Origin of the sequence: Pseudomonas sp. B21-017 (assembly GCF_024749245.1) — a bacterium.
In the GTDB taxonomy this organism is placed as follows: Bacteria; Pseudomonadota; Gammaproteobacteria; order Pseudomonadales; family Pseudomonadaceae; genus Aquipseudomonas.
The window spans coordinates 6,138,099-6,164,312 of the sequence record NZ_CP087194.1; the positions used below are offsets into that span (position 1 = coordinate 6,138,099).

The window sequence follows — 26,214 nt, forward strand, 5'->3', positions numbered from 1 at the left end:
GAGTGCTCCATGCCTGATTACCGCTCGAAAACATCCACCCACGGTCGCAACATGGCCGGTGCTCGCGCACTGTGGCGCGCCACGGGGATGAAAGATGACGACTTCAAGAAGCCGATCATCGCCATTGCCAACTCCTTTACCCAATTCGTACCGGGCCATGTGCACCTGAAGGATCTGGGTCAACTGGTCGCACGTGAAATCGAACGGGCCGGCGGCGTAGCCAAAGAATTCAACACCATCGCCGTGGATGACGGCATCGCCATGGGCCACGACGGCATGCTCTATTCGCTGCCGAGCCGCGAGATCATCGCCGACTCCGTCGAATACATGGTCAACGCCCACTGCGCCGACGCCATTGTCTGCATTTCCAACTGCGACAAGATCACCCCTGGCATGTTGATGGCCGCCTTGCGCCTGAACATCCCGGTAATCTTCGTGTCCGGCGGCCCGATGGAAGCCGGCAAGACCAAACTGGCCAGCCACGGTCTCGACCTGGTCGACGCCATGGTGATCGCCGCCGACTCCAGCGCCTCTGACGAGAAGGTCGCCGAGTACGAGCGTAGCGCCTGCCCTACTTGCGGTTCCTGCTCCGGCATGTTCACCGCCAACTCGATGAACTGCCTGACCGAAGCCCTGGGTCTCGCATTGCCGGGCAACGGTTCGACCCTGGCCACCCACAGCGACCGCGAACAGCTGTTCCTGCAAGCCGGCCGCACCATCGTCGAGCTGTGCAAGCGTTACTACGGCGAGAACGACGAGTCGGTGTTGCCGCGCAACATTGCCAACTTCAAGGCGTTCGAAAACGCCATGACCCTGGACATCGCCATGGGCGGTTCCACCAACACCATCCTGCACTTGCTGGCCGCGGCCCAGGAAGCCGAGATCGATTTCGACCTGCGCGACATCGACCGCCTCTCCCGCCATGTACCGCAACTGTGCAAGGTCGCGCCGAACATCCAGAAATACCACATGGAAGACGTGCACCGTGCCGGCGGGATCTTCAGCATCCTCGGCTCCCTGGCCCGTGGCGGCCTGTTGCACACCGACCTGCCGACCGTACACAGCAAGACCATGGCCGAAGGTATCGCCAAGTGGGACATCACCCAGACCAACGACGAAGCGGTGCATCACTTCTTCAAGGCTGGCCCTGCGGGCATCCCGACGCAAACCGCGTTCAGCCAGTCGACCCGCTGGGAAACCCTGGACGACGACCGTGAAAACGGCTGCATCCGCAGTGTCGAACACGCTTACTCGAAAGAAGGCGGCCTGGCCGTTCTGTACGGCAACATCGCGCTGGACGGTTGCGTGGTGAAAACCGCCGGTGTCGACGAGTCGATCCACGTCTTCGAAGGCAACGCGAAGATCTTCGAAAGCCAGGACAGCGCCGTACGCGGCATCCTCGCCGACGAAGTGAAGGCTGGCGACATCGTGATCATTCGTTATGAAGGCCCGAAAGGCGGCCCGGGCATGCAGGAAATGCTCTACCCGACCTCTTACCTGAAATCCAAAGGCCTGGGCAAAGCCTGCGCCCTGCTGACCGACGGCCGTTTCTCCGGCGGCACTTCGGGCCTGTCCATCGGCCACGCTTCACCAGAAGCCGCTGCCGGTGGCGCGATCGGTCTGGTGCAGGACGGCGACAAGGTCCTGATCGACATTCCGAACCGCTCGATCAACCTGTTGGTCAGCGACGAAGAACTAGCCGCGCGCCGGGTCGAGCAGGACAAGAAAGGCTGGAAGCCGGTGGAAAAGCGTCCACGTAAAGTGACCACCGCTCTAAAAGCCTATGCCCTGTTGGCGACCAGCGCCGACAAGGGTGCCGTGCGTAACAAAGCGATGCTCGACGGGCTGTAATACTTAACCGTCGAACAAAAAAATGCCCCGCCAAGTGCGGGGCATTTTTTTTGATCGTTCCCACGCAGAGCGTGGGAACGAGATCACAGCGCTTATTGAATCTCTTCCGGCTTGACGATCACCCAGTTCTTGTCCGCCGTCACCGCCAACCCTTCTTTCGCCTGGGCCGCTGCGTGCTTGGCCATCATGCCGTTAATCTGGGTCATGTACTTGTCTTTGCGGTTGACCCACAAATGGATGCCGCCCTTGGACACGTCGACGCTGTGGAACAGCATGTAACCGTCGCTGCTCGGCGTATCACCACCCACCAGGACCGGTTTTTTCCATTCATCGATGTAGGTCAGGATCGCCGCTTGCTTGCCGGCCATCCAGGTTGCCGGAGTCCACAGGTACGGGGTCAACTCGAGGCCAAGGTTGGCCTTCTCGTCATACTTGCCCGCAGTGATCTGCTTACGCGCCGTGGTCAGTTCACCAGTCTTGCGGTCCTTGAGCATCGTGGTCACACCGATCACGTTCTGCGGTTTGACGTTGTAGCCGTACTTCGGATCGGCAGCGACCATGCGCACCAATTCTTCGGAGGCAGCGGTCATCACGTAGACCTCAATGCCATTTTCCATCAGCTTGTTGTAGAGCTCGGCCTGGCCGGTGAAGACTTTCGGCGGCTGGACGTCGATGGTCTTGACCACATCGCCGTCGTAATAAGTGCTCGGCACCGGTTTGCCAGACGCCATCAGCTCATCGACGTAGCCCTTGAGCTCTTGAAGCGTGAAGCCGGAAAACACTTGGGCGACCCATGGATAGCAGACCATGTCGTCGATTTCGCAGAGACGATAGTAGTAGCTGAACAGGCTCTCCTTGTGGTCGGCGGTGTCTTTGAACGGGATCAGTTTCAGCGAGGGGTCGAGGCTCTCGCGGGTGATCAGGCCCTTGTTTTCCATGAACGGCAACAATGACTCTTCGAGGTCGTAGCGGTAACTGGTGTTATCCATGTCGAACACCGCGAAGTTACCCTTGTTGGCATTGGCCGCGATCATCGCGTCCAGCGCCTTGGCCTGATCCGCTGGCCAGTGCTTCAGGTCGGTAGCGAACGCCTGGCCGGCAAGGCCAAGACTCAAACCCAATCCAAGTGCAGCAGCAAGAAATTTCGGTGCAAGCTTCATCGGCGTTTCTCCCCTGGTTCAAAGAGATCGACGCTAACAAATCTGTGTGACAGTCCTCGCCTGCCCGCGACCGCTTGCATCCTGATTCCGTCAGCGGCATTCCTTATAGCGGCATTGGCTTATTCCAAAAACGACAGTTGACCGCTGTTTTTGATATTAAATCATTACATATCAAGCTGTTAGGCTTACCGGTTCGCAGTCACACACGAAGGTGGCTGGCACAAGTCTATGGAGCCTCTATGAATCTGCCGCTGATTCTCAATCTGCTGGTGTTCCTCGCCTTGCTTTTCGGCTTGGCGCAAACCCGTCACACCACCTGGAGCCTGGCCAAGAAAGTGCTGCTGGCGCTGGTACTGGGCGTGGTATTCGGTGTCGCCCTGCACACGATTTATGGTGCGGGCAACCCGGTGCTGAAAGCCTCGATCGGCTGGTTCGATCTGGTGGGCAACGGTTATGTGCAGTTGCTGCAAATGATCGTGATCCCGCTGGTGTTCGCCTCGATCCTCAGTGCCGTGGCCCGTCTGCACAACGCTTCGTCGCTGGGCAAGATCAGTTTCCTGACCATCGGCACGCTGCTGTTCACCACCGCCATCGCGGCGCTGATCGGTATCGGCCTGACCAACCTGTTCGGTCTCACGGCTGAAGGCCTGGTCGCCGGCACCCAGGAAATGGCTCGTCTGCAAACCATCCAGACCGACTATGCGGGCAAGGTCGCCGACCTGAATGTGCCGCAACTGTTGTTGTCGTTCATCCCGCAGAACCCGTTCGCCGACCTCGCTCGCGCCAAACCGACGTCGATCATCAGTGTGGTGATCTTCGCCGCATTCCTTGGGGTCGCGGCGCTGCAACTGCTCAAGGATGATGTCGAGAAAGGTCAGAAAGTGATCAACGCCATCGACACCCTGCAAGCCTGGGTGATGCGTCTGGTGCGCCTGGTGATGAAGCTGACCCCATACGGCGTGTTGGCGCTGATGACCAAAGTGGTCGCCGGCTCCAACCTGCAAGACATCATCAAGCTCGGCAGTTTCGTGGTGGTGTCGTACATCGGCCTGGGCCTGATGTTTGTGATCCATGGCGTGCTGGTGTCGGCCGCCGGGATCAACCCGTTGCGCTTCTTCCGCAAGATCTGGCCAGTGCTGACGTTCGCCTTCACCAGCCGCTCCAGCGCCGCCACCATTCCGCTGAGCATCGAAGCCCAGACCAGCCGTTTGGGTATTCCACAGTCCATCGCCAGTTTCGCTGCCTCGTTTGGCGCGACCATTGGCCAGAACGGCTGTGCCGGTCTGTACCCGGCAATGCTGGCGGTGATGGTTGCGCCAACCGTGGGCATCAACCCGCTGGACCCTTTGTGGATCGCGACGTTGGTGGCGATTGTGACGCTGAGTTCGGCCGGGGTGGCCGGGGTTGGTGGCGGTGCAACCTTCGCCGCGCTGATCGTGTTGCCGGCCATGGGCTTGCCGGTGTCACTGGTGGCGTTGCTGATTTCCGTTGAACCGCTGATCGACATGGGTCGCACGGCGTTGAACGTCAGTGGCTCGATCACCGCCGGGGCGATCACCAGCCAGATCATGCAGCAGACGGATAAAGCGCTGTTGGATGCGGATGAGCATGGGGCGTTGGCTCAGGCTTGATTGGCGCCTGATGGATCGCTATCGCGGGCTTGCCCGCGATGCGCTCAGGCCTTCTCCCAAACCTCAAAGCTATACGCCGGTTTGTCGCCTTCTGCCGGATTCGGAACATTCGACACCAGCTTCCACTGGTTCACATCAAACTCCGGAAACCACGCATCCCCTTCCGGGCTCAGCGCCACGCGCGTCAGGTATAGCCGATCGGCCTGCTCCAGACCTTGCGCATACAACTGCGCACCACCAATTAACATCAACTCATTGGCACCCTGCTCCAGCGCCCATTCCTCGGCGCGAACCACGGCCGCCTCCAGTGACGGATAAACCTCCGCGCCTTCCAGCTGCAAATCCACCTGGCGACTGACCACGATGTTCAACCGGCCCGGCAGCGGACGACCGAGGGAATCCCAGGTCTTGCGCCCCATGATGATCGGCTTGCCGAGGGTGGTGGCCTTGAAGTATTTGAAGTCCCCCGGCAAGTGCCAGGGCATGCTGTTGTCGACGCCGATCACACGGTTTTCACCGAGGGCTGCGATCAGGCTGAGGGGGAGTGATTTAGTCATGCCGGCGAGGATACCAGAGCCTCCCTTACCCCGATAAGCGTCACAGCGGTTATGCTCATCGCTCAATGAAGCGACGGGATGCCGCGTGACTGAACTGACGCCCCTGCAAAACCTCTGGCTGAGCGAAACCATACGCCTGCGTGAAGAACACGCCGGCCCCCTGGATGATCTGGAAGCCAACCGAGTCGCCCGTAGCGCCGGCGGCGACCTGCCGACGCGCATTCAATGCCGCGCCCGGTGGCTGGCCGAGCGCGACGGGCAGACCCGCGCCCTCAAACACTGGCTGCAAGGCGCGCGACTGGCGTTGATCGTGCTCGCCGTGCTGGCCGTGATCAGTGGCGCCGGCCTGGCGTTTGCCGCGCTGGGCGACGGCCAGACCCCGGTCAATGTGTTTTGGGCCTTGGGCAGCCTGCTGGGGCTGAACCTGATTCTGCTATTGAGCTGGGCCCTGGGCCTGGTGTTCGCCGGCGAACAGAGCGCCGCCCTCGGACGCTTGTGGTTGTGGCTCAGTGAAAAACTCGCCCGCGATGCCAACGCCGCGCAACTGGCGCCAGCCCTGCTGCTGTTACTGCAACGGCAGAAACTCAATCGGTGGGCGCTGGGTGTGCTGGTCAACGGCTTGTGGTTGTTGGCGATGCTCAGTGCCTTGGTGATGCTGCTGACGCTGATGGCGACCCGGCGCTATGGCTTCGTCTGGGAGACCACCATTCTCGGCGCCGACACCTTCGTCGCCATGACCCAGGCCCTCGGCGCCCTGCCGGCCTTGCTCGGTTTCAGTGTGCCCAGCGTGGAGATGATCCGCGCCAGCGGCGATGCCGCGCTGAACATCGAAAGCGCCCGCCAGGCCTGGGCGGCGTGGCTGGTGGGCGTGCTGCTGGTGTACGGCGTGTTACCGCGTTTGCTGCTCGCATTGTTCTGCCGGTGGCGCTGGAAAACCGGCCAGGCAACCTTGCATCTGGACTTGAACCTGCCCGGTTACGCCCAACTGCGCGAACGGCTCATGCCCACCAGCGAACGCCTGGGTATTAGCGATGCCGCGCCTGAGCAACTTCACCGGGTTGAAAACGCGGCCAGCGACCTGCAAAGCGATGGCGCACTGTTGGTGGCCATCGAGCTGGACGATCAACGCCCCTGGCCACCGCAGCTGCCGAAAAGCGTCAACGACGCCGGCATCCTCGACAGCCGCGAATCCCGGCACAAACTGCTTGAACAGCTGAGTCGCTTTCCCCCGGCCCGCCTGGCCATCGCCTGCGATCCACGGCGTTCGCCGGACCGTGGCAGCCTCGCGCTGATTGCCGAACTGGCTCGCAGCGCCACCGCCACCCGCGTGTGGTTGCTGCAAGCGCCGCCCGGCGAAGCGCTGGATGCCGAACGCCTGGGCGACTGGCACGTTGCGCTGCAACAACTGGACTTGCCATTCGCCGATTGCGCGCCGTTGAGCTGGCTGGAGACGGGTCATGACTGATGCCTGGAAACGGCCATTGAAACTCGCCGTGGTCGGCCACACCAACGTCGGCAAAACCTCGTTACTGCGAACGCTGACGCGGGATGTCGGCTTCGGCGAAGTCTCCCATCGCCCCAGCACCACGCGCCACGTCGAAGGCGCGCGATTGTCGGTAGACGGCGAGCCGTTGCTCGATCTGTTCGACACGCCGGGCCTGGAAGATGCCATCGCCCTGCTCGACTACCTCGAGCGCCTGGAGCGACCCGGTGAACGCCTCGACGGCCCGGCGCGGCTGGCGCGCTTCCTTGAGGGCAGCGAAGCCCGGCAGCGCTTCGAACAGGAAGCCAAGGTGTTGCGACAATTGCTCGCCTCCGACGCCGGCCTCTATGTGATCGACGCTCGGGAGCCAGTGCTGGCCAAGTACCGCGACGAACTGCAAGTGCTGGCCAGTTGCGGCAAACCGCTGCTGCCAGTGCTGAATTTTGTCAGCAGCGCCCAGCAGCGCGAACCGGATTGGCGTGAAGCCCTGGCGCGGTTGGGCTTGCATGCCTTGGTGCGGTTCGACAGCGTCGCGCCGCCGGAAGATGGCGAACGCCGACTGTATGAAAGCCTCGCGCTGCTGCTGGAAAACTCCCGCGAACAATTGGAACGCCTGATCGCCGATCAGCAGGCCCAACGCCTGGCCCGTCAGCAGAGTGCAGCGCAGTTGATTGCCGACTTATTGATCGATTGCGCCGCCTGCCGCCGCAGTGTCGCCAGCGAGGCGGAGCAGGAACAGCAAGCGATCAGCGAACTGCGCAAAGCGGTGCGTCAGCGTGAACAACGTTGCGTCGAAGCCTTGCTCAAGCTCTACGCCTTCCGCCCACAGGACGCGGCGGCCAGTGACCTGCCGCTGCTCGATGGTCGCTGGGGCGATGACCTGTTCAACCCGGAAACCCTGAAACAACTCGGTGTACGGGTCGGCGGTGGCATCGCGGCTGGCGCGGCGGCCGGGGCCGGCGTCGATTTGCTGGTGGGCGGCCTGACCCTCGGCGCGGCGGCACTGGCCGGAGCGATTGCCGGCGGCGCCCTGCAAACCGCCCGCAGTTACGGCAGCCGCCTGCTGGGCAAGATCAAGGGCCAGCGAGAACTGACTGTCGACGACAGCGTGCTGCGGTTGTTGGCCCTGCGTCAGCGACAACTGTTGCAAGCCCTGAACCAGCGCGGGCACGCGGCGATGGACAGCATTCAGGTCGCCACACCACAGGACAAAACCTGGCGCGAAGGCAAACTGCCGGAAGCGCTGAACAAGGCTCGGGCACATCCGCAGTGGTCGTCGCTCAATCCTCATTCGAAGGTGAATCAGGCGGAGCGGCAGGAGCAGGTTGAGGTGTTGGCGCAGCAGCTCTAACCAACGATCGTCAGCGCCAATCCAGTTTCAGAAACTCTTTGGCCAATGCCTTCACACGGCTACGATCGGTCCTGTTCGCTCGCCCGTCATTGTCCACATCCGAGCTCAACACCCACTCAAAAACCCCATCGTTATCCAGATCGCGGACCGCAGCCTTGTAGGCAATCCTCGGTCCGTCATGAAAATGCAGTCGTACCGTCTCAGGCATACCGTCAGCGGATGGATTCTGCGAGAAGATGCGCAAGTGCCGCTCCTCAGCTTCATCCGCGTTATACCAGGCGCATTTCAAGTACGTTTTGCCAAACGACTTGAGCTGTTGACGATCCGCGTCCGTCGCCTCGCGCTGCAACTGTTCACCTTCAAAGAACTGGAAAACGACGGTATCTGCCGAGCCCTTCCCGCTTTGATCCTGTGCAATCACTTTCAAAAAATGCATCCATGCGCTCCTTTGCGAAAAGGCCAGATTGATGCTTCGACGCGCGTTGATCCATAAACCGATTCCCTATCGTGTGTCAGACAACTCAGCGCAGAACGCCGGACAACAGGCCCGCAGCCTTGCGTTTCAAGACGTCGAGGTCCATCACCGGCACGTCCATGTCCTTGGCGCACTCATCCCACTGACGCATCCGCAGACTGACCTCGCACAATGGATCGAGCTCAAAAGCCTCAGCCTCTTCAGCACTCATCACCCCACCCTGATACTCCAGCGTCCGCCGACTGGCTTCACTCAAACGCTCGTAGTACCCAGGCTCTCTGAGCGTCAGATAACGCTTGGCCTGCACGTGATATTCCACCAGCCGCGCCATGCGTTCGCTGAAACCGGCCCGACGCAAATAATCAGCACCCAAACGCTCATGGCTGACCACCCCGAAGCCACCCATGCTCTCGGCCCCCTCGGCACAGAGATGCCCGATGTCGTGAAAGAACGCCGCCAGCACCACTTCATCATCGAAGCCCTCGGCCATCGCCAGTTCGGCCGCTTGCGACATGTGCTCGATCTGCGACACCGGTTCACCGATGTAGTCGTTATCGCCAAACCGTTCGTACAGACCGAACACCTCGGCGATCACTTGCTGATGGCAGTCCATCAACTGTCTCCCAATAAGCTGGCGACATTACGTTCCGCCAACGCCGGCCCGACGCTCATGCCGACACCGGTGTGCATCAGCGCCACGCTCACACCCGGCATCGGCCGCAGAAAGGAGAACGGGCCGGGGCCGCGTGAACCGTAAACACCCTGCCAGCGCTCGACCACTTGCACTTTGCAGCCCAACGTCTGCTCGGCCAGTTCGAGCATCCAGTCGTCCACCTGTTCGGCATTGAACGGTGATGGATCGCTGCCGTAATGGTGGGAGTCGCCGATGATCAACTCACCGTACGGTGTCGGGCTGATCAGCAGGTGAATGCCGTTTTCATGCAGATGGGGCGCCTCGCGCAGAATTTGCGCCTGTACCGCCGCAGCTTCCGGCAGATCGGCGAAGGCGCCGTAGTGCACGCAACTCAGACCGGTGAGCAGTGCGTGTTGCAGGTTGAGGTTGATCTGCGGCCGGGCGCGGAGCATTTGCAGGCGGCAGATTTGCGGGTTGAGTTCGGCAATCGGCTCGGCCAGCAAAGTTTGATAATCGTGGCCGGAGCAAACGATGATCTGCTCGGCGCTGAAGGTGCCGGCGGTGCTGTGCAAGCGGCCCGGCTCGATGTCGCGCACCAGGGTGGAGAAGTGAAACTCGACACCCCACTCACGGCGCAGGTAGTCGATCAATGCCGGCATCGCCTCGCGGGAATACAGCTGTTGATCGTCCATGCCGTGCAACGCGGCGCGGTGATGGCTGAATTGACCGCCGTATAAATCCCGCAATGGGTTGCCGCGCAACAGCTCGACACGGTAACCGTGCTCCACGGCACGCCCGGCGCAGAAGGCTTCCAGCAGGTGTTCTTCCGCTTCGGTACGCGCAAACAGGTACGAGCCGTTGCGCTTGAGGTGCAGGCCGGCAAGTTCTGCCCATTGGCCCCAGATTTCTCGACTGGCCCTGGCCAATTCGAGCATCGGCCCTGGTGGCTGGCCGGTGACCAGTGCTTGACCGAAGTTGCGTACAGATGCGCCCAATGGTGTGGCGCTGCGCTCGAAGACTTTGACCTTGAGGCCGCGCCTGGCGGCGACATAGGCGTGGGACAGGCCTAGAATGCCGGCGCCGACGATCAGCATGTCGCTGTGGTGTGTCATGAAGATAATCCCGCTTTTTGTGGCGAGGGAGCTTGCTCCCGCTGGGGCGCGTAGCGGCCCCCCCCCCCGCTCTATCTGAAAAGAAGGGGCCTGCTGCGCAGTCCAACGGGAGCAAGCTCCCTCGCCACAAGGTGTGAGTCAGTTACTTGGCAGCCACTTTCTCGGACTTGCCGTCATAGCGCTTGCGCCATTCAGTCAGGATCTCGTCGCGATTCTTCGAGGCCCAGGCAAAGTCGTTCTTGATCAAGCGCTGCTCATAGTCCGCCGGCAATTCGGTCTGCGGCTTGGCGATACCCGGTTGCGCGAGCACCGCAAAGTTCTCTTTATAAAGCTCCATCGCCGCCGGGCTTGCGGAGAAGTCGGCCAGTTTCTTCGCTGCTTCTTCATGCGCGGTTCCTTTGATCACGGCGGTCGCTTCGATCTCCCAGCCCAGGCCTTCTTTCGGCAGGATGATGTCCAGCGGCGCGCCCTGGCGTTTCAGCTGAACAGCTGGGTATTCGAAGGAAATACCGATCGGGAACTCACCGGCAGCGGCGAGCTTGCACGGCTTGGAACCGGAGTGAACGTACTGGCCGATGTTCTGGTGCAGGTCGTCCATGTATTGCCAGCCCTGCTTCTCGCCGAAGGTTTGCAGCCAGGCGCTGACGTCGAGGAAACCGGTGCCGGACGAGGCCGGGTTGGGCATGACGATCTTGCCTTTGTACTCAGGCTTGGTCAGGTCCTGCCAGCTCACGGGTTTGCTCAGCCCCTGCTTTTCGGCTTCGACAGTGTTGAAGCAAATGGTCGCCGCCCACACATCCATGCCGACCCAGGCCGGTGGGTTGGCGGCGTCGCGGTAGTTGCCGCCGATTTTTCCCAGATCTTTAGGCGCATAACTTTGCAGCATCCCCTGTTGATCGAGGATCGCCAGGCTCGATGCCGCCAGGCCCCACACTGCGTCGGCTTGCGGACGGGCTTTTTCGGCCAGTAGCTTGGCGGTGATGATGCCGGTGGAGTCGCGCACCCACTTGATCTCGACGTCCGGGTTGGCCTTCTCGAAGGCTTCTTTGTAGGTTTTCAGTTGTTCGGCTTCGAGGGCGGTGTACACCGTCAACTCGGTTTTCGCAGCGAAGGCGTTCAGGCTGAAAGCGGTGAGGACAGCAGCGGCCAGGGCCAAGGGCTTGAACATGGTGCAATTCCTGTGTGAGTTGAAGATGTGAATCAAAGACCGGGCGCGGTCTGCCGCCAGGCCTGGGAGCGGCGCAATAAACCGCGCGAGGCCCAGGCCAGCAGCAGGGACACGCCCGCCGAGGTGAACATAATCAGGGTCGACATCGCCGCCGCACCGCCGACGTTGCCGGCGTCGTCCATGTTCAGCACCGCCACCGCCGCGAGGATGGTGTCAGGGCTGTAGAGGAAGATTGCCGCCGAAACGGTGGTCATGGCCGAGACGAACAGGTAGCGCACGATGTCCAGCAACGCCGGAAGGCAGATCGGCACGGTGACTCGCAGGTAATGCCGATACAGCGGCGCCTTGAGCGACAGCGCGGCGGCTTCGAACTCGGCGTCGAGCTGGCGCAGCGCGGTGGTCGCGGTCATTTGCGCAGTGGTCAAATAGTGAGCAATGGTGCAAACCACCAGCAGCGTCATGCTGCCGTAGAGCACATGCAGCGGATTGCCGCTGAGGTTGAAGAAGAAGACGTAACCCAGGCCCAGCACCAGACCCGGCACCGCCATCGGTACGAAACTGAGCATGCGCAGTGTCAGATTCAGCCCGCGCTGGCCACGGGTTTTCTCCATCAGGTAGGCGCCGGTGAAGATCAGCACGCTGCCGATTAACGCCGTGCACAACGCCATCTTCACGCTGTTGCCGTAGGCCAGCCAGCCGCCGCCCGCGGTATCGTTGAACTGGTAATGGTTGAGCGACAGCGACAGGTTGTACGGCCAGAATTTCACCAGCGATGAGTACACCGCCATGCCGAACACCAGCAGCAACACCGCGCAGATCAGCAGCACGATGGCCAGATAACAACCGTCGCGCAGCCTCGACGGCATTGGCTGAAAGACTTGCGCCCGACCACTCATGGAATCGCCATGACGCCGACGCAGCCAGGCGTCGACACCAAAGCTGAACAGCGCCGGCAGCAGCAGAACCATGCCGATCAGTGCGCCGCGACCGAATTGTTGCTGGCCGACCACCGCTTTGTAGGCTTCCAGCGCCAATACCTGATAGTCGCCACCGACCACCACGGGCACACCGAAGTCGGTGATGGTCAGGGTGAACACCAGACAGAACGCTGCGAACACCGCCTGACACGTCGCCGGCCAAGTGATGCTGCGAAAGGCTTTCGCCGGGCTCGCGCCCATGCTGGAGGCGGCATCGAACAGTCGCGCATCCGCCAGGGACAGCGCTGACAGCAAAATCATCAAGGCGTGCGGGAAGGTGTAGATGACCTCGCCGAGCACAATGCCCCAGAAACCGTAGATATTGTCCGAGAACAGACCGCGCAACAGGCCCTGATTACCGAACAGATAAACCAGCGCAATCCCCGGCAACATCGACGGCGCCATCAACGGCAGCAGCGACATGCCGCGCCAGATACCTTTGCCGGGAATCAACGTGCGTTGCAGGGCGTAGGCAAACAGGTAGGCCAACGGTACGACAATCGCCGCCACGCTGAGGGAAACCTTCAGGCTGTTACCCAGCAACCAATGGAAATTCGCACCGGTCAGCAATTCACCGGCAGCCACCAGACCACCGCCCTGCCCGGCCTGCGAACTGAACCCGCGCCAGAAGATCGCCAGTAACGGCATCAACACTGCCACACAGAGCAACACCAACAACAGCAGCTTGCCGCCGACCACGAACAGCCGGTCGCCGATCTCGGCACGGGAGGCCTGCCGAACCTGCTTGTGCGGTATCGGCAGCGCGACGTTCGCGCTCATCAGGCGAACACCTGCAGGCTACGCGGCGGCAAGGCGACCATGATCTGCTGCGCACCGAGACGCGGCATCGCTTCCGGCGCCAGTTCCGCCAGCAATGCATGACCCGGCAGCTGATCGAGTTCGAAGCTCATGCGGCAACGATTGCCGAGGAAAGTGATTTCGCGAACCTTGGCCGGGAACAGGTTTTCTTCATGCACCAGCGGGTTGACGTTGATCGCTTCGGGGCGGCAGAACAAGCGGCCCGACGCGGTTTTCGCACTGCCTTCGGCCAGGCGCATGTGCATCCCGCCGACCAGGGCATGACTGTCGCTGCTACGGCGGAACGGCAGCCAGTTGCCCTGACCGACGAACTCCGCCACAAACGGTGTGGCCGGGCGGTCGTAGATGTCCTGCGGTGTGGCGTACTGCTCGACCTTGCCGTTATTCATCACGGCGATGCGGTCGGCCATCAGCATGGCTTCGTCCTGATTGTGCGTGACCATCAGGGTGGTGATGCCGAGGTTGCGCTGCAATTGGCGCAACTCGGTGCACAGATGCTCGCGGACCCGGGCATCGAGCGCCGACATCGGTTCGTCCAGCAGCAACAAGGAAGGGGCCGGCGCCAGAGCCCGGGCCAGCGCTACGCGTTGCTGCTGTCCGCCGGACAACTGGCCGGGGTATTTTTTCTCGCTGCCGGTGAGGCCAACCAGCTCCAGCATCTGACCGACACGCTTGCGCACCTCATCGCGACCGCTGCCGGCGAGGCCGTAGGCGATGTTCGCTTCGACGGTGAGATTGGGAAACAGCGCATAGGACTGGAAGAGAATGCCGTAGTCCCGGGCCTGAGGCGCCAGGTGGGAAACGTCGCGATCACCGAGGTATAACTCGCCGCTGTCCTGGCGCTCAAGGCCGGCGATGCAACGCAGCAAGGTGGTCTTGCCGCAACCCGACGGCCCCAGCAGACACACCAGTTCACCGGCTGCCACGTCGAGGGAAACGTTATCCAGCGCGGTGAACGCACCGAAGCGCTTCTGCACGCCGCGCACTTTCATCGGCGCGCCGGGGTTGGTCAGGGCAGTTGCGATCGAGTGGTTCATGGACAGGCCTCATCAAGCAGATGAGGGCCATCCTAGGTTTGCAATGCGTCCGTCATGTGGCAACGAGGCAAAAACGGCCGATAGTGGTATTCAAGGATTTTAGTTGGATGGAGCGAACAGTGAATAACCTGTGGCGAGGGAGCTTGCTCCCGCTGGGTTGCGAAGCGGCCCCAGAAAATGGGCCTGCTGCGCAGTCCAGCGGGAGCAAGCTCCCTCGCCACAGAGATCTACGCCGGGGCCATTTCCTGCGCCAGTCCGAGAAACGCCGCCGGCAGCCGGGCGCCTTTTCGCTCCTTGAGGCAGTACAGGTACTCGGGAATCTGCGGCGCATTCTCGAGGGTCAGCACCCGCAATTGCGGATCGTGCGGCACTTCCTGCCGCGCGATGATGCTGATGCCGATGTTGCGCAGCACCGCTTCACGGATCGACTCACGGCTGCCAATCTCCAGCAGCGGCCCGAAACTCACCCCGGCACTGGCCAGCAACTCTTCGGTCAAGCGCCGGGTGGTCGAGCCCGACTCGCGCATCAACAAGGTATGCCCAGCCAACGCACTGAGCGGCACATGGTCATGCACCGCCAGCGGATGATTTCGATGCACCGCCAACACCAGCGGATCGCTGCCGAGCACCCGGCGAATCAACCGCGCATCGTCGAGCAACTGCGAGGACGCGGCAACATCGACCCGGTAATCCTCCAGCGCTTCGAGCACCTGCTGGGAGTTGCCGATTTCCACCGACACCTCCACCTGCGGCAAGCGCTCGCGAAAGGTCTTCACCAGATCGAGGATGTAATACGGCGCCGTGGCGGCGATGCGCAACGTGCCCTGGACCTGACCGCTGTTACGCAGGAAGAACTCGATATCGGCTTCCTGCTGCAGCAGTGCCTTGACCATCGGCAACAGCCGCGCACCTTCGTCGCTGACGCTGAGGCGGCGGCCGCCACGGTAGAACAGCTCAACCGAATACTGGCTTTCCAGGTGCCGGATCTGGGTCGTCACCGTCGGTTGGCTCAGGCCGAGCTTTTTCGCCGCCAGGGTAATGCTGCCCAGCCGGGCCACCATGTAAAACGCCTTCAGCTCGGCACTCAGCACACCCGTCCCTCATCGTCTATTTGCGCAACAGGCGCAAACCGTTGAACACCACCAGCAGGCTCACGCCCATGTCGGCGAACACCGCCATCCACATGGTGGCGATCCCGGCGAAGGTTACCCCAAGAAAGATCGCTTTGATGACCAATGCCAGGGCAATGTTCTGTTTGAGGATATTGGAGGTCTGCCGCGACAGGCTGATGAAGGCCGGGATCTTGCGCAGATCATCGTCCATCAGGGCGACATCGGCGGTTTCGATGGCGGTGTCGGTCCCGGCGGCCGCCATGGCGAAACCGATCTCGGCCCGCGCCAGTGCAGGAGCGTCGTTGATGCCGTCGCCGACCATCCCCACGCGATAGCCCTGGGCATACAGCGTTTCGATGGCCTGCAGCTTCTCGCTCGGCAACAGATCGCCTTGCGCCTGATCGATGCCCACATGGGCGGCGATGACCTCAGCGGTGTGAACGTTGTCACCGGTCAGCATCAGGGTTTTGATGCCCAGTTCATGCAACTGCTGGATCGCTTCGCGACTGGTCGCTTTCACGGTGTCCGCGACGGCAAACAAGGCCAGCGGACCCGACTTGTCGAGCAACAGCACCACCGACTTGCCCTGTTTCTCCAGCGCAAACAGCTGCTCTTCCAACGCTGGAGAACACAGCCCCAGATCTTCCACCAGACGGTGATTGCCCAAGTGGTAGAGCTCACCATTGATCTCGCCGCGCACACCTCGCCCCTCCAGGGCGTGGAAGTTATCCACAGTCAGCGGCGCGCGCTGGTTATCCACAACTGCCGCGTTGGCGATGGCCAGCGACACCGGGTGATCCGAGCGACCAGCCAGCGCCGCCGCAAGGGCCGGGGCTGTTTGATCGGCGGTCGGGTCGAGGGACAAATAGTCGGTCTGCACCGGTTTGCCATGCGTGAGGGTGCCGGTCTTGTCGAGGGCCAGGTAGTCGAGTTTGTAGCCGTGCTCCAGGTAGACGCCGCCCTTGACCAGAATCCCTTTGCGCGCCGCTGCCGCGAGGCCGCTGACGATGGTCACCGGGGTGGAAATCACCAAGGCGCATGGGCAGGCGACCACCAGCAACACCAGCGCCCGATAGATCCAGTCGAACCACAGCGCATCCATGAACAGCGGCGGGATCACCGCCACGGCGAGGGCCAGGATGAACACCGCCGGTGTGTAGATTTTCGAAAAGCTGTCGACGAAACGCTGGGTCGGCGCCCGCGCGCCCTGGGCCTGTTCGACGGCGTGGATGATCCGCGCGAGGGTCGAGTGATCGGCCGCTGCGGTCACGGTGTATTCCAGCGAGCCGGACTGGTTGATGGTGCCGGCGAACACTTTGTCGCCAATGGTTTTTTCGACCGGCAGGCTTTCACCGGTGATCGGCGCCTGGTTGATGGTCGAGCTGCCGGACAGCACTTCGCCGTCCAGACCGATACGCTCGCCGGGACGCACCCGCACCCGTGCGCCCAGTTCGATGTTTTTCACCGGTTGTGCGACCCAACTGCCATCGGCTTGCTGCACCGTGGCTTGCTCGGGCGCCATCTGCATCAGTCCGCCAATGGCGTTGCGCGCCCGGTCCAGGGACCTGGCTTCGATCAACTCGGCGACGGTGAACAGGAACATCACCATTGCCGCTTCCGGCCACTGGCCGATCAGGACCGCACCGGTCACCGCGATGCTCATCAGCGCGTTGATGTTCAGGTTGAGGTTTTTCAGGGCGATCCAGCCCTTTTTATAGGTACCCAGGCCGCCACTGAGAATTGAGATCAGCGCAATCACCGCCACCACCCAATTGGGCGCAGCGTTAGTGAAGTGGATCACTTCAGCCGCCAGCGCGCCAACACCGGACAGCGCCAATGGCCACCAAGGTTTTTTCTCTGGCACAGGTATTGGCGCTTCGACGCCTTGTTCCAACGGCTCGGCGTGCATGCCGAGTGACTTGATCGCCTCTATGATCGGCGCGTTGGTTGGCAGGTCATGGGTTACGCCCAGCACCCGGTTGATCAGGTTGAACTCCAGTTGCTGCACGCCCGCAAGCTTGCCGAGTTTGTTCTGGATCAGCGTCTGTTCGGTCGGGCAGTCCATGGCCTCGATGCGGAAGCTGCTCAACCGCGCGCCGGCGGTCGGTGTCTCGCTCAACTTGATCAGCGATGGCGCCGCTTTGGAGGAACAGCAGGAATCGCCGTGGCCGCCATGATCATGGCTACCATGGGCATGCTGGGGCACAGGCTGCAGTTTGTGGCTGTGATCGTGATCGTGATCGTGATCGTGATCGTGATCGTGATCGTGATCAGCCTCGGGTTTGTGGGTGTGAAGAGAATCGCTCATTGGTCGCGTCCATGAAGGTGCCTGTTGCCAAGTAAAGACCCTGTAGCCACTATAGGGTCAAGCACCCTTTTGGAGATCGACGCGATGAAGATAGGAGAACTGGCGAAACTCACCGATTGCGCCGTGGAAACCATCCGCTACTACGAGCGCGAACACCTGCTGCCGGAACCGGCCCGCAGCGACGGCAATTACCGCGTCTACACCCAGGCCCACGCCGAACGCCTGACCTTCATCCGCAACTGCCGGACCCTCGACATGACCCTGGAGGAAATCCGCAGCCTGCTGGCCCTGCGCGACAGCCCGCAGGATCAATGCGAAAACGTCAACGCGTTGATCGACGAACATATCCATCATGTGAAAGCACGAATCGACGGCTTGCTGGCGTTGCAGACACAACTGCTCGACCTGCGCCAACGCTGCGGCGAAGGGCCGGATATCGATCAGTGCGGGATTTTGCAGCGGCTGGAGGTGAGTGGCGGGGTTGTGGCGACGGAGGTTGAGCATTCCCATGTCGGCCGAAGCCATGGGCATTAAGAATGCCTTCGCGGGCAAGCCTCGCTCCTACAGGTATCGTGTGAACCTGTAGGAGCGAGGCTTGCCCGCGAACACCGCGAAGCGGTGCCAGACTCAGACCGCCATCGGCGCCGTCATCGGAGCGTGGTGCTCATAGCCTTCGAGCGAGAAATCACTTGGCTCGATCAGCTCCAGCCACTCCGGCTGATACACACCGGTCTTGGCGAACTCCGGCACGCGATCGGAGATCTTCAGCTTCGGCATGGCGAACGGCTCGCGCTTGAGCTGTTCGTTGAGCATGTCCAGGTGGTTTTCGTAGACGTGGGCATCACCGATGAAATAGGTGAACCAGCGCGGCGTGTAACCGGTCAGGCGACCGACCAGGCTCAGCAGCGCAGCGCCTTCGGTGAGGTTGAACGGAGTGCCCAGGCCCAGGTCGTTGGAGCGGATGTAGAGGGTCAGGGAGATTTCCCTGGTCTCGACATTCGGGTGGAATTGGTACAGCAAGTGGCACGGCGGCAGGGCCATTTCATCGAGCTGCGCAACGTTCCAGCCGTGGAACAGGATGCGACGGCTGCCCGGGTCCTTGATGATGGTGTCGACGCACTGGCGGATCTGGTCGATCGCCTTGTACAGCACCACATACGCCTGGCCGTCTTCTTCGCCTTCGGCGATTTGCCGATAGCCCTGGCTCAGGGTCTGCTCGATGGCGGCCTGGTTGCTGACCGGGATCTGCTTGTACGCCGGCCATTTGCGCCATTGCACGCCGTAGATCTCGCCGAGGTCGTCTTCGCCCTGACGGAACGGGTTGGCCAGCCACTGGGCGTTTTCGTTGGCGTTCTGGTCCCAGACCTTGCAACCCAGCGCACGGAATTCAGCGGCGTTGTTCACCCCGCGCAGAAAACCGCACATCTCGCCGATGGCCGACTTGAAGGCCATCTTGCGGGTGGTGATCGCCGGGAAACCTTCCTGCAAATCGAAGCGCAGCATCGCACCCGGAAAGCTGATGGTGTTCACGCCGGTGCGGTTGGCCTGTTTGGTGCCGTTCTTGATGACGTGGGCGACCAGATCGAGATATTGCTTCATGAATTACCTGTGTCCTTGAACCCGGAGCCGTCGCCCCGGGGTTCGAATTTTTTGCGCCAGCTGCTTATACAGCCGCTGCGGGGGCCGCCGGGGCGCGTCGATAAGCCAGCCAGATCAGGAATAGACCGCCGACGATCATCGGTACGCACAGCACCTGGCCCATGGTCAGCCAGTTCCACGCCAGATAGCCCAGTTGCGCATCCGGAACGCGGACGAACTCGACGATGAAACGGAAAATGCCATAGAACAGCGCAAACATCCCGGACACCGCCATGGTCGGCCGTGGCTTGCGCGAGAACAGCCAGAGGATCAGGAACAGCGCCACACCTTCCAGCGCAAACTGGTACAGCTGCGACGGGTGACGCGGCAACTGCGCCGGGTCGCTGAACGGCGGGAAGATCATCGCCCACGGCACGTCGGTCGGCTTGCCCCACAACTCGGCGTTGATGAAGTTACCGATGCGACCGGCACCCAGGCCGATCGGCACCATCGGCGCGACGAAGTCCATCAGCTGGAAGAACGACTTGTTGTTCTTTTTACCAAACCACAACGCTGCGAGCATCACACCGATGAAGCCACCGTGGAACGACATGCCGCCCTTCCACACTTCGAAGATCAACATCGGGTTGGCCAGGTAAGCGCTCAGATCATAAAACAGCACATAACCCAGGCGGCCGCCGACGATGACGCCCATCGACATCCAGAACACCATGTCGGAGAGTTTCTCCTTGGTCCAGGTCGGGTCGAAGCGGTTCAGCCGACGGGACGCCAGCAGCCACGCGCCGCCGATGCCGACCAGATACATCAGGCCGTACCAGTGGATTTTCAGCGGACCGATGGCCAGGGCCACCGGGTCGATCTGCGGGTAAGGCAGCATTGCGACTCCTCGTTAGAGTTGAAACCTTCAAAATTCCCGGGCGACGCTGTCACGCCAGGATTAAGCCAGGATTGCGTTAGGTGTCAGAGCAGGAAGTTCAAGCCGACGCAAAACAGCAAAGCGGCAAACAGTCTTTTCAGCAAGCGTGGCGACAGCCTGTGGGCCAGTCGTGCACCGAGGCGGGCGAAGACCATGCTGGTCAGAGCGATCCCCAGCAGCGCCGGCAAATAAACAAAACCGAGACTATGGGCCGGCAGCAGTGGATCGTGCCAGCCCAGAATCATGAAACTTAATGCACTTGCCAAGGCGATGGGCAGGCCACAGGCCGACGACGTGGCCACCGCTTGCTGCATCGGTACGCTGCGCCAGGTCAGGAATGGCACGGTCAGCGAACCGCCGCCGATCCCGAAAATCGCCGAGGCCCAGCCAATCACACTGCCGGCCACGGTCAGACCGACTTTACCGGGCACCGTTCGGCTGGCCTTGGGTTTGAAGTCCAAGGCGAGTTGAACAGCGATGATCAACGCGAATACGCCGATGATTTTCTGCAAATTCGGCCCGGAGATCGCTTCGGCGGTCAGCGCGCCGAAACCGGCACCGATCAGAATGCCGAGGGTCATCCAGGCAAAAATCGGCCAACGCACGGCGCCACGGCGATGATGTTCGCGAACCGCATTGACCGACGTAAAAATGATCGTCGCCAGGGAAGTACCGACTGCAAGATGCGTCAGGATCGACGGATCAAATCCCTGCAAGGTGAAGCTGAACACCAGCACCGGGACGATGATAATCCCGCCGCCTACCCCAAACAGCCCGGCCAGCACGCCCGCACAGGCGCCCAGCGCCAGATAGAGCAAAAATTCCATGGCCACGTCCCCAAGCATCCCGAAACAGGAGCGGCATGGTAACGGATGCATGGCCTTGGGCTCCACTGCGGATGGCGATGGATCGATGAGCGATGTCTGCGTAGAGTGAGCAAAAAACACACAAGGACCACCTTATGTGCCTGATTGTCTTTGCCTGGCGGCCGGGTCATGCCCAGCCGCTGATCGTGGCGGCCAACCGCGACGAATTCTATGCCCGGCCCAGCCTGCCCCTGGCGCAATGGCCGCACGCCCCGCATGTCTACGCCGGGCGTGACCTCGAGGCCGGCGGTACGTGGCTCGGTGTCGGCGCCAATGGGCGCTTCGCCGCACTGACCAACATCCGTGATCCCCTTCAACCGCCGGCCGCCAAGTCGCGAGGCGAACTGGTGGCGCAGTTTCTCAGCGGGGAAACGCCCATTGAAGACTATTTAAGCGACGTTATCGGACGTTCGGCTGAATATGCCGGGTTCAATCTGCTGATCGGCAATGCCAAAGAGCTCTGGCACTTCAACGCTCGGGAAACCTCGGCGGTCAGGCTCGAACCAGGGATTTATGGGTTATCGAACGCGGGGCTGGATACGCCGTGGCCAAAAGTGCTCAAGGCCAAGGCAGCCTTGAGCGAAGTGCTGGACGACCCGCAGCCGCAGGCGCTATTGGCCTTGCTCAGCGATCCACAGACGGCGCCGCTTGCCGAGCTGCCGGACACTGGCGTGGGGCAAGCCACCGAGACGTTGTTGTCGAGTGTGTTTATCAAGAGCCAGGCTTATGGGACGCGGGCGAGCACGGCGTTGATTGTTCAGGCAAATGGGATGCGGCATATGGTCGAGCGGAGTTTCGGGCCGTATGGGGGGCATCTAGGGGAAGTGGAAGTCAGGGTTTGAAGGTCGGACAATAAACTGCGGCGAGGGCGCTTGCTCCCGCTAGAGTGCGAAGCGCTCCCGATCCGGCCGATGCGTTCTTTCATAGAGATCGCATCGGCTGGATCACGACTGCTTCGCAGCCGAACGGGAGCAAGCTCCCTCGCCACAGGGCCGCCGCTGACCTAGAGGGTCTTGACCGAAGCCGGATTGATCATCCGTGCCAACCCAAGGTTTTTCAGCGCCAGTTGCAGCGAGCTGTGGATAACTTGTGGGTTGTCGATCGTCATCAGCTCCGCCAGCAACTCCTTGGCCTTGCTCAGGTTGATCTGACGCAGCATCCACTTCACTTTCGGCAAGTTGGTGGCGTTCATCGACAGGCTGTCGAAGCCCATTGCCATCAACAGCACCGCCGCCGCCGGGTCACCGGCCATTTCGCCGCAGATACTCACCGGCTTGCCTTCGGCATGCGCATCGCGCACCACGCTCTGCAGGGCTTGCAGCACCGCCGGGTGCAGGTAGTCGTAGAGGTCGGCCACCCGTGGGTTGTTTCGGTCCACGGCCAGCAGGTACTGGGTCAGGTCGTTGGAGCCGACCGACAGGAAGTCCACCTGCCGCGCCAGTTCCTTGGTCTGATACACCGCTGCCGGAATCTCGATCATCACGCCAACCGGCGGCATCGGCACGTCGGTGCCTTCGTCGCGGACTTCGCCCCAGGCCCGGTGGATCAGGTGCAAGGCTTCTTCCAGTTCATGGGTGCCGGAAATCATCGGCAGCAGAATCCGCAGGTTGTTCAGGCCTTCGCTGGCCTTGAGCATGGCGCGGGTCTGCACCAGGAAGATTTCCGGGTGGTCGAGGGTCACGCGAATGCCGCGCCAGCCGAGGAACGGGTTGTCTTCCTTGATCGGGAAGTACGACAGCGCCTTGTCACCGCCAATGTCCAGGCTACGCATGGTCACTGGTTGTGGATGGAACGCGGCAAGTTGCTCGCGATAGATCGCCAGCTGTTCCTTTTCGCTCGGGAAACGCTGATTGATCATGAACGGCACTTCGGTGCGGTACAGACCCACGCCCTCGGCACCGCGCTTCTGCGCCCGCGCCACGTCCGCCAGCAGGCCGGTGTTGACCCACAGCGGCATGCGGTGGCCATCAACCGTTACGCACGGCAGGTCGCGCAATGCATCCAGCCCGAGGGCCAGTTGTTTCTCTTCCTCAACCACGTCGGCGAACTGCTTGCGCAGCACGTCACTCGGGTTGGTGTAGACCTCGCCGTGGTAGCCGTCGACGATCATCTGGATGCCGTCGACCTTGGAATACGGCAGGTCGACCAGCCCCATCACCGTCGGAATACCCATGGCACGCGCCAGGATCGCCACGTGGGAGTTGCCGGAACCGAGTACCGACACCAGGCCCACCAGCTTGCCTTCCGGCACCTCGCCGAGCATCGCCGGCGTCAGTTCTTCGCTGACCAGAATGGTGTTGTCGGGGTAGACCAGCGTCTGCTGCCGCTCTTCCTGCAAGTAGGCGAGCAAACGGCGGCCGAGGTCCTTGACGTCCGAGGCCCGCTCACGCAGGTAGGCGTCGTCCATCAGTTCGAAACGGTTGACGTGATCGGTAACCACCTGACGCAGCGCGCCCTGGGCCCACTGACCGGTCTTGATCACGGTGGTGACTTCGCTGCCGAGCGAAGCATCGTCGAGCATCATCAAGTAGACGTCGAACAGGGCCCGCTCTTCAGGTCGCAGCTGGGTTGCCAGCTTGGCGGACAAGGCACGCATGTCGGCGCGCACGCCTTCGATGGCCGTCTTGAACAGCCCAAGTTCTGCATCGATGTCGGTGATGGTCTTGTCCGGCACCACATCCAGATCGGCCGGCGGCAGCATGACGACTGCGGTGCCGACCGCCGCGCCCGGCGAACCAGGTACGCCGACGAACTTTGCTTCCTGGATACCTTTGCCCTGACGGCCCAGGCCACGGATCGAACCGGTGGCCTCGGCATGGGCGATAACGCCGGCGAGCTGCGCGCTCATGGTCACGAGGAAGGCTTCTTCACCCTCATCGAACTGGCGGCGTTCCTTTTGTTGAATGACCAACACGCCGACGACGCGGCGGTGGTGAATGATCGGCGCCCCGAGGAACGACGCGTAGCGCTCTTCACCGGTCTCGGCGAAGTAACGGTAGCGCGGGTGATCCGCGGCGTTTTCGAGGTTCAGGGGTTCTTCACGCGTGCCGACCAGGCCGACCAGACCTTCGTTGGGTGCCATGCTGACTTTGCCGATCGAGCGCTTGTTCAAGCCCTCGGTGGCCATCAGCACGAAGCGGTTGGTCTCTGGATCAAGCAGGTAGACCGAGCAGACCTGGCTGCCCATGGCCTCTTTGACGCGCAACACAATAATCCCCAACGCCGCCTTGAGATCCTTGGCGGAGTTAACTTCCTGGACGATCTTGCGCAGCGTATTGAGCATGGCTCGGGGTCGAACTCCGTCGTCAGTCGCGCGCTAAAAGGCGCGGGGCAAGCTCTTTGAGAGCGCGTCGATACACCTCGCGCTTGAATGTCACCACCTGGCCCAACGGATACCAATAGCTGACCCAGCGCCAGCCATCGAATTCCGGTTTACCGGTCAAATCCATCCGCACCCGCTGCTCGTTGGAGATCAGGCGCAGGAGAAACCATTTCTGCTTCTGGCCGATGCACAGCGGTTGGCTGTGCGTTCTGACCAGACGTTGCGGCAAACGATAACGCAACCAGCCCCGGGTGCAGGCGAGAATTTCAACATCTTCGCGCTCCAGGCCCACTTCTTCGTTCAACTCGCGGTACAAGGCGTCTTCCGGCGTCTCCTGGGGGTTGATCCCGCCCTGTGGAAACTGCCAGGCATCTTGATTGATTCGGCGAGCCCATAGCACCTGGCCAGCATCATTCGTCAGAATGATCCCGACATTGGGGCGGAAACCATCGGGGTCGATCACGGCAACAACCTCGCAAACGCATGTCGCCGCATTGTTCCACAAAGGTTGTGAAAGCAGCAACGAGCCGACCTACCTTATGTGCACTCTTGTGAAAAGTCCGTATTCTGGAGACCTTTCTACAGACTTTTCAGCGAGTAACTGCAATGCGGCTGGCTTTATTCGACTTGGACAACACGCTTCTGGGCGGCGACAGTGACCACGCCTGGGGCGATTATCTGTGCGAACGCGGTTTCCTCGACGCCGTCGCCTACAAGGCACGCAACGACGAGTTCTATCAGGACTACCTGGCCGGCAAGCTGGATCAGGCCGCCTACCTGAACTTCTGCCTGGAAGTCCTCGGCCGCACCGAAATGGCGACACTGGATCAATGGCACCTGGATTACATGCGCGACTGCATCGAACCGCTCGTGCTGCCCAAGGGCCTCGAACTGTTGGCCCAACACCGTGAGGCCGGCGACAAGCTGGTCATCATCACGGCCACCAACCGCTTTGTGACCGGGCCGATTGCCACGCGTTTAGGCGTTGAAACCCTGATCGCCACCGAATGCGAAATGATCGACGGCCGGTACAGCGGGCGCAGCACCGATATCCCGTGCTTCCGTGAAGGCAAGGTGACCCGGTTGAATCGTTGGCTGGAAGAAACCGGCCACAGCCTGGAAGACAGTTATTTCTACAGCGACTCGATGAACGACTTGGCGTTGCTGGAGCAAGTGACGAATCCGATCGCGGTCGATCCGGACCCTAACTTGCGGGCCGAGGCCGAGAAACGTGGCTGGCCGGTGATCAGTTTGCGCGATTGATTAAGCCTGTAGCAGCTGCCGAGGTACGAGGCTGCGTTGCGGTCCGCAGGACCGCCCTTTGGGGCCGTTTCGCAGCCCATCGCGGCCTCGTACCTCGGCAGCTGCTACAGATTCCGCGCTATACCGGCTTGGCCCCCATCAACCCCGCAATGGCGATCAAGCAGACAAAACTGAACAACGCCAACGCCAACGCCAACGTAAACTTCCCATTCCCCGCCGCCGGCGCCTTGCGCAGCCGATTGAGCCGCACCAGCAGCCAGAACCAGCCCAGCGCCGCCACGGTGTACAGCACACTGGACGCCAGCAACCAGGTCTGCCCCAACGGCCAGCCCACCAGATGCACCATCCACCAGCCGGTAAACGGCATGCTCAACAGCGCCAGGCCCATCAACAACCAGATGAACACCTGCGGTCGCTGCAAGGTACGCGCAGGCGCCGTCGCATCACCGTTACGACGAGTGCGCCAGACCCAGATTGCCAGCCCCAGTGCGCTGATCAACAGCAGCACCGTCGCCACGCCATGCGCGACTTTGAGGGCGGTTAACGTTTCCATTGTTCGAATTCCTTATAGGC

23 protein-coding genes are annotated in these 26,214 nt (G+C 61.5%); 7 read left to right on the forward strand and 16 right to left on the reverse strand.

Annotation, left to right across the window (positions count from 1 at the left end):
- Positions 1-9: 9 nt before the first annotated feature.
- Positions 10-1,851 (forward strand): dihydroxy-acid dehydratase, encoded by a 1,842-nt coding sequence (gene ilvD / locus LOY28_RS27985; protein WP_018928674.1) that lies wholly within the window; start codon positions 10-12, stop codon positions 1,849-1,851.
- 92 nt (positions 1,852-1,943) lie between these two features.
- Here ilvD and LOY28_RS27990 read toward each other — a convergent pair whose 3' ends face one another.
- Positions 1,944-3,011 carry a hypothetical protein gene (locus tag LOY28_RS27990; RefSeq protein ID WP_018928673.1) on the reverse strand — a complete coding sequence of 356 codons (1,068 nt, stop codon included), beginning with the start codon at positions 3,009-3,011 and terminating at the stop codon, positions 1,944-1,946.
- 239 nt (positions 3,012-3,250) lie between these two features.
- Between LOY28_RS27990 and LOY28_RS27995 the strand changes: the two genes are divergently transcribed.
- Positions 3,251-4,642: an L-cystine transporter gene (locus LOY28_RS27995; RefSeq protein WP_204124801.1), complete on the forward strand. Its 1,392-nt coding sequence runs from the start codon at positions 3,251-3,253 to the stop codon at positions 4,640-4,642.
- 44 nt (positions 4,643-4,686) lie between these two features.
- Here the strand turns inward: LOY28_RS27995 and LOY28_RS28000 are convergent, their stop codons facing one another.
- Entirely contained in the window at positions 4,687-5,199 is a 513-nt protein-coding gene (locus LOY28_RS28000) for a dihydrofolate reductase (protein ID WP_064620984.1), read from the reverse strand.
- A gap of 85 nt (positions 5,200-5,284) precedes the next feature.
- On the opposite strand from LOY28_RS28000, the gene LOY28_RS28005 reads away from it, so the two are divergent.
- A complete protein-coding gene (locus LOY28_RS28005; protein WP_258612801.1) occupies positions 5,285-6,664 on the forward strand; it encodes a DUF2868 domain-containing protein in 1,380 nt (459 codons plus the stop codon).
- Positions 6,657-8,033: a GTPase/DUF3482 domain-containing protein gene (locus tag LOY28_RS28010; protein WP_096479415.1), complete on the forward strand. Its 1,377-nt coding sequence runs from the start codon at positions 6,657-6,659 to the stop codon at positions 8,031-8,033. Before LOY28_RS28005 ends, LOY28_RS28010 begins: the two co-directional genes overlap by 8 nt.
- Positions 8,034-8,043: 10 nt before the next feature.
- Here LOY28_RS28010 and LOY28_RS28015 read toward each other — a convergent pair whose 3' ends face one another.
- From LOY28_RS28015 to LOY28_RS28050, 8 genes are all read right to left on the reverse strand, one after another.
- Entirely contained in the window at positions 8,044-8,469 is a 426-nt protein-coding gene (locus LOY28_RS28015; protein WP_258612802.1) for a hypothetical protein, read from the reverse strand.
- An 85-nt stretch (positions 8,470-8,554) separates the two neighbouring features.
- The gene (locus LOY28_RS28020; protein ID WP_258612803.1) at positions 8,555-9,121 is read right to left on the reverse strand and encodes a phosphonate degradation HD-domain oxygenase; all 567 of its coding nucleotides are present in this window, start codon (positions 9,119-9,121) and stop codon (positions 8,555-8,557) included.
- Complete coding sequence (locus LOY28_RS28025; RefSeq protein ID WP_258612804.1) at positions 9,121-10,254, reverse strand: TIGR03364 family FAD-dependent oxidoreductase; 1,134 nt, start codon at positions 10,252-10,254, stop codon at positions 9,121-9,123. The genes LOY28_RS28020 and LOY28_RS28025 overlap by 1 nt, the downstream gene beginning before the upstream one ends.
- Positions 10,255-10,396: 142 nt before the next feature.
- A complete protein-coding gene (locus LOY28_RS28030; protein WP_064620991.1) occupies positions 10,397-11,422 on the reverse strand; it encodes a putative 2-aminoethylphosphonate ABC transporter substrate-binding protein in 1,026 nt (341 codons plus the stop codon).
- A gap of 32 nt (positions 11,423-11,454) precedes the next feature.
- On the reverse strand, positions 11,455-13,179 hold the full coding sequence (locus tag LOY28_RS28035) for a putative 2-aminoethylphosphonate ABC transporter permease subunit (RefSeq protein ID WP_258612805.1): 1,725 nt from the start codon (positions 13,177-13,179) through the stop codon (positions 11,455-11,457).
- A complete protein-coding gene (locus tag LOY28_RS28040; protein ID WP_064620994.1) occupies positions 13,179-14,255 on the reverse strand; it encodes a putative 2-aminoethylphosphonate ABC transporter ATP-binding protein in 1,077 nt (358 codons plus the stop codon). Before LOY28_RS28040 ends, LOY28_RS28035 begins: the two co-directional genes overlap by 1 nt.
- 227 nt (positions 14,256-14,482) lie before the next feature.
- Positions 14,483-15,346, reverse strand: coding sequence for a LysR family transcriptional regulator (locus LOY28_RS28045; RefSeq protein ID WP_018928662.1), 864 nt, complete (start codon positions 15,344-15,346; stop codon positions 14,483-14,485).
- A 16-nt stretch (positions 15,347-15,362) separates the two neighbouring features.
- Positions 15,363-17,675, reverse strand: coding sequence for a heavy metal translocating P-type ATPase (locus LOY28_RS28050; RefSeq protein WP_258612806.1), 2,313 nt, complete (start codon positions 17,673-17,675; stop codon positions 15,363-15,365).
- 84 nt (positions 17,676-17,759) lie between these two features.
- Here LOY28_RS28050 and cadR point away from each other — a divergent pair, with 84 nt between their 5' ends.
- Positions 17,760-18,209: a Cd(II)/Pb(II)-responsive transcriptional regulator gene (gene cadR, locus LOY28_RS28055; protein WP_258612807.1), complete on the forward strand. Its 450-nt coding sequence runs from the start codon at positions 17,760-17,762 to the stop codon at positions 18,207-18,209.
- A 93-nt stretch (positions 18,210-18,302) separates the two neighbouring features.
- Here cadR and LOY28_RS28060 read toward each other — a convergent pair whose 3' ends face one another.
- The 3 genes from LOY28_RS28060 to LOY28_RS28070 form a co-directional block, all read right to left on the reverse strand.
- Entirely contained in the window at positions 18,303-19,274 is a 972-nt protein-coding gene (locus LOY28_RS28060) for a thymidylate synthase (protein WP_258612808.1), read from the reverse strand.
- Positions 19,275-19,338: 64 nt separating this feature from the next.
- Positions 19,339-20,151, reverse strand: coding sequence for a prolipoprotein diacylglyceryl transferase (gene lgt, locus LOY28_RS28065; protein ID WP_064621002.1), 813 nt, complete (start codon positions 20,149-20,151; stop codon positions 19,339-19,341).
- A gap of 83 nt (positions 20,152-20,234) precedes the next feature.
- Positions 20,235-21,017, reverse strand: coding sequence for a sulfite exporter TauE/SafE family protein (locus LOY28_RS28070; protein WP_105340765.1), 783 nt, complete (start codon positions 21,015-21,017; stop codon positions 20,235-20,237).
- Positions 21,018-21,151: 134 nt separating this feature from the next.
- On the opposite strand from LOY28_RS28070, the gene LOY28_RS28075 reads away from it, so the two are divergent.
- Positions 21,152-21,898, forward strand: coding sequence for an NRDE family protein (locus LOY28_RS28075; RefSeq protein WP_258612809.1), 747 nt, complete (start codon positions 21,152-21,154; stop codon positions 21,896-21,898).
- 161 nt (positions 21,899-22,059) lie between these two features.
- On the opposite strand, the gene ptsP is transcribed toward LOY28_RS28075, so the two are convergent.
- The gene (gene ptsP / locus LOY28_RS28080) at positions 22,060-24,339 is read right to left on the reverse strand and encodes a phosphoenolpyruvate--protein phosphotransferase (protein ID WP_018928656.1); all 2,280 of its coding nucleotides are present in this window, start codon (positions 24,337-24,339) and stop codon (positions 22,060-22,062) included.
- Between the two features lie 22 nt (positions 24,340-24,361).
- The gene (locus LOY28_RS28085) at positions 24,362-24,841 is read right to left on the reverse strand and encodes an RNA pyrophosphohydrolase (protein ID WP_007897732.1); all 480 of its coding nucleotides are present in this window, start codon (positions 24,839-24,841) and stop codon (positions 24,362-24,364) included.
- A 143-nt stretch (positions 24,842-24,984) separates the two neighbouring features.
- On the opposite strand from LOY28_RS28085, the gene LOY28_RS28090 reads away from it, so the two are divergent.
- On the forward strand, positions 24,985-25,641 hold the full coding sequence (locus tag LOY28_RS28090) for an HAD family phosphatase (protein ID WP_018928655.1): 657 nt from the start codon (positions 24,985-24,987) through the stop codon (positions 25,639-25,641).
- Between the two features lie 118 nt (positions 25,642-25,759).
- Here LOY28_RS28090 and LOY28_RS28095 read toward each other — a convergent pair whose 3' ends face one another.
- Positions 25,760-26,194, reverse strand: a complete 435-nt coding sequence (locus tag LOY28_RS28095; protein ID WP_258612810.1) for a DUF2269 domain-containing protein — start codon at positions 26,192-26,194, stop codon at positions 25,760-25,762.
- Positions 26,195-26,214 lie beyond the last annotated feature (20 nt).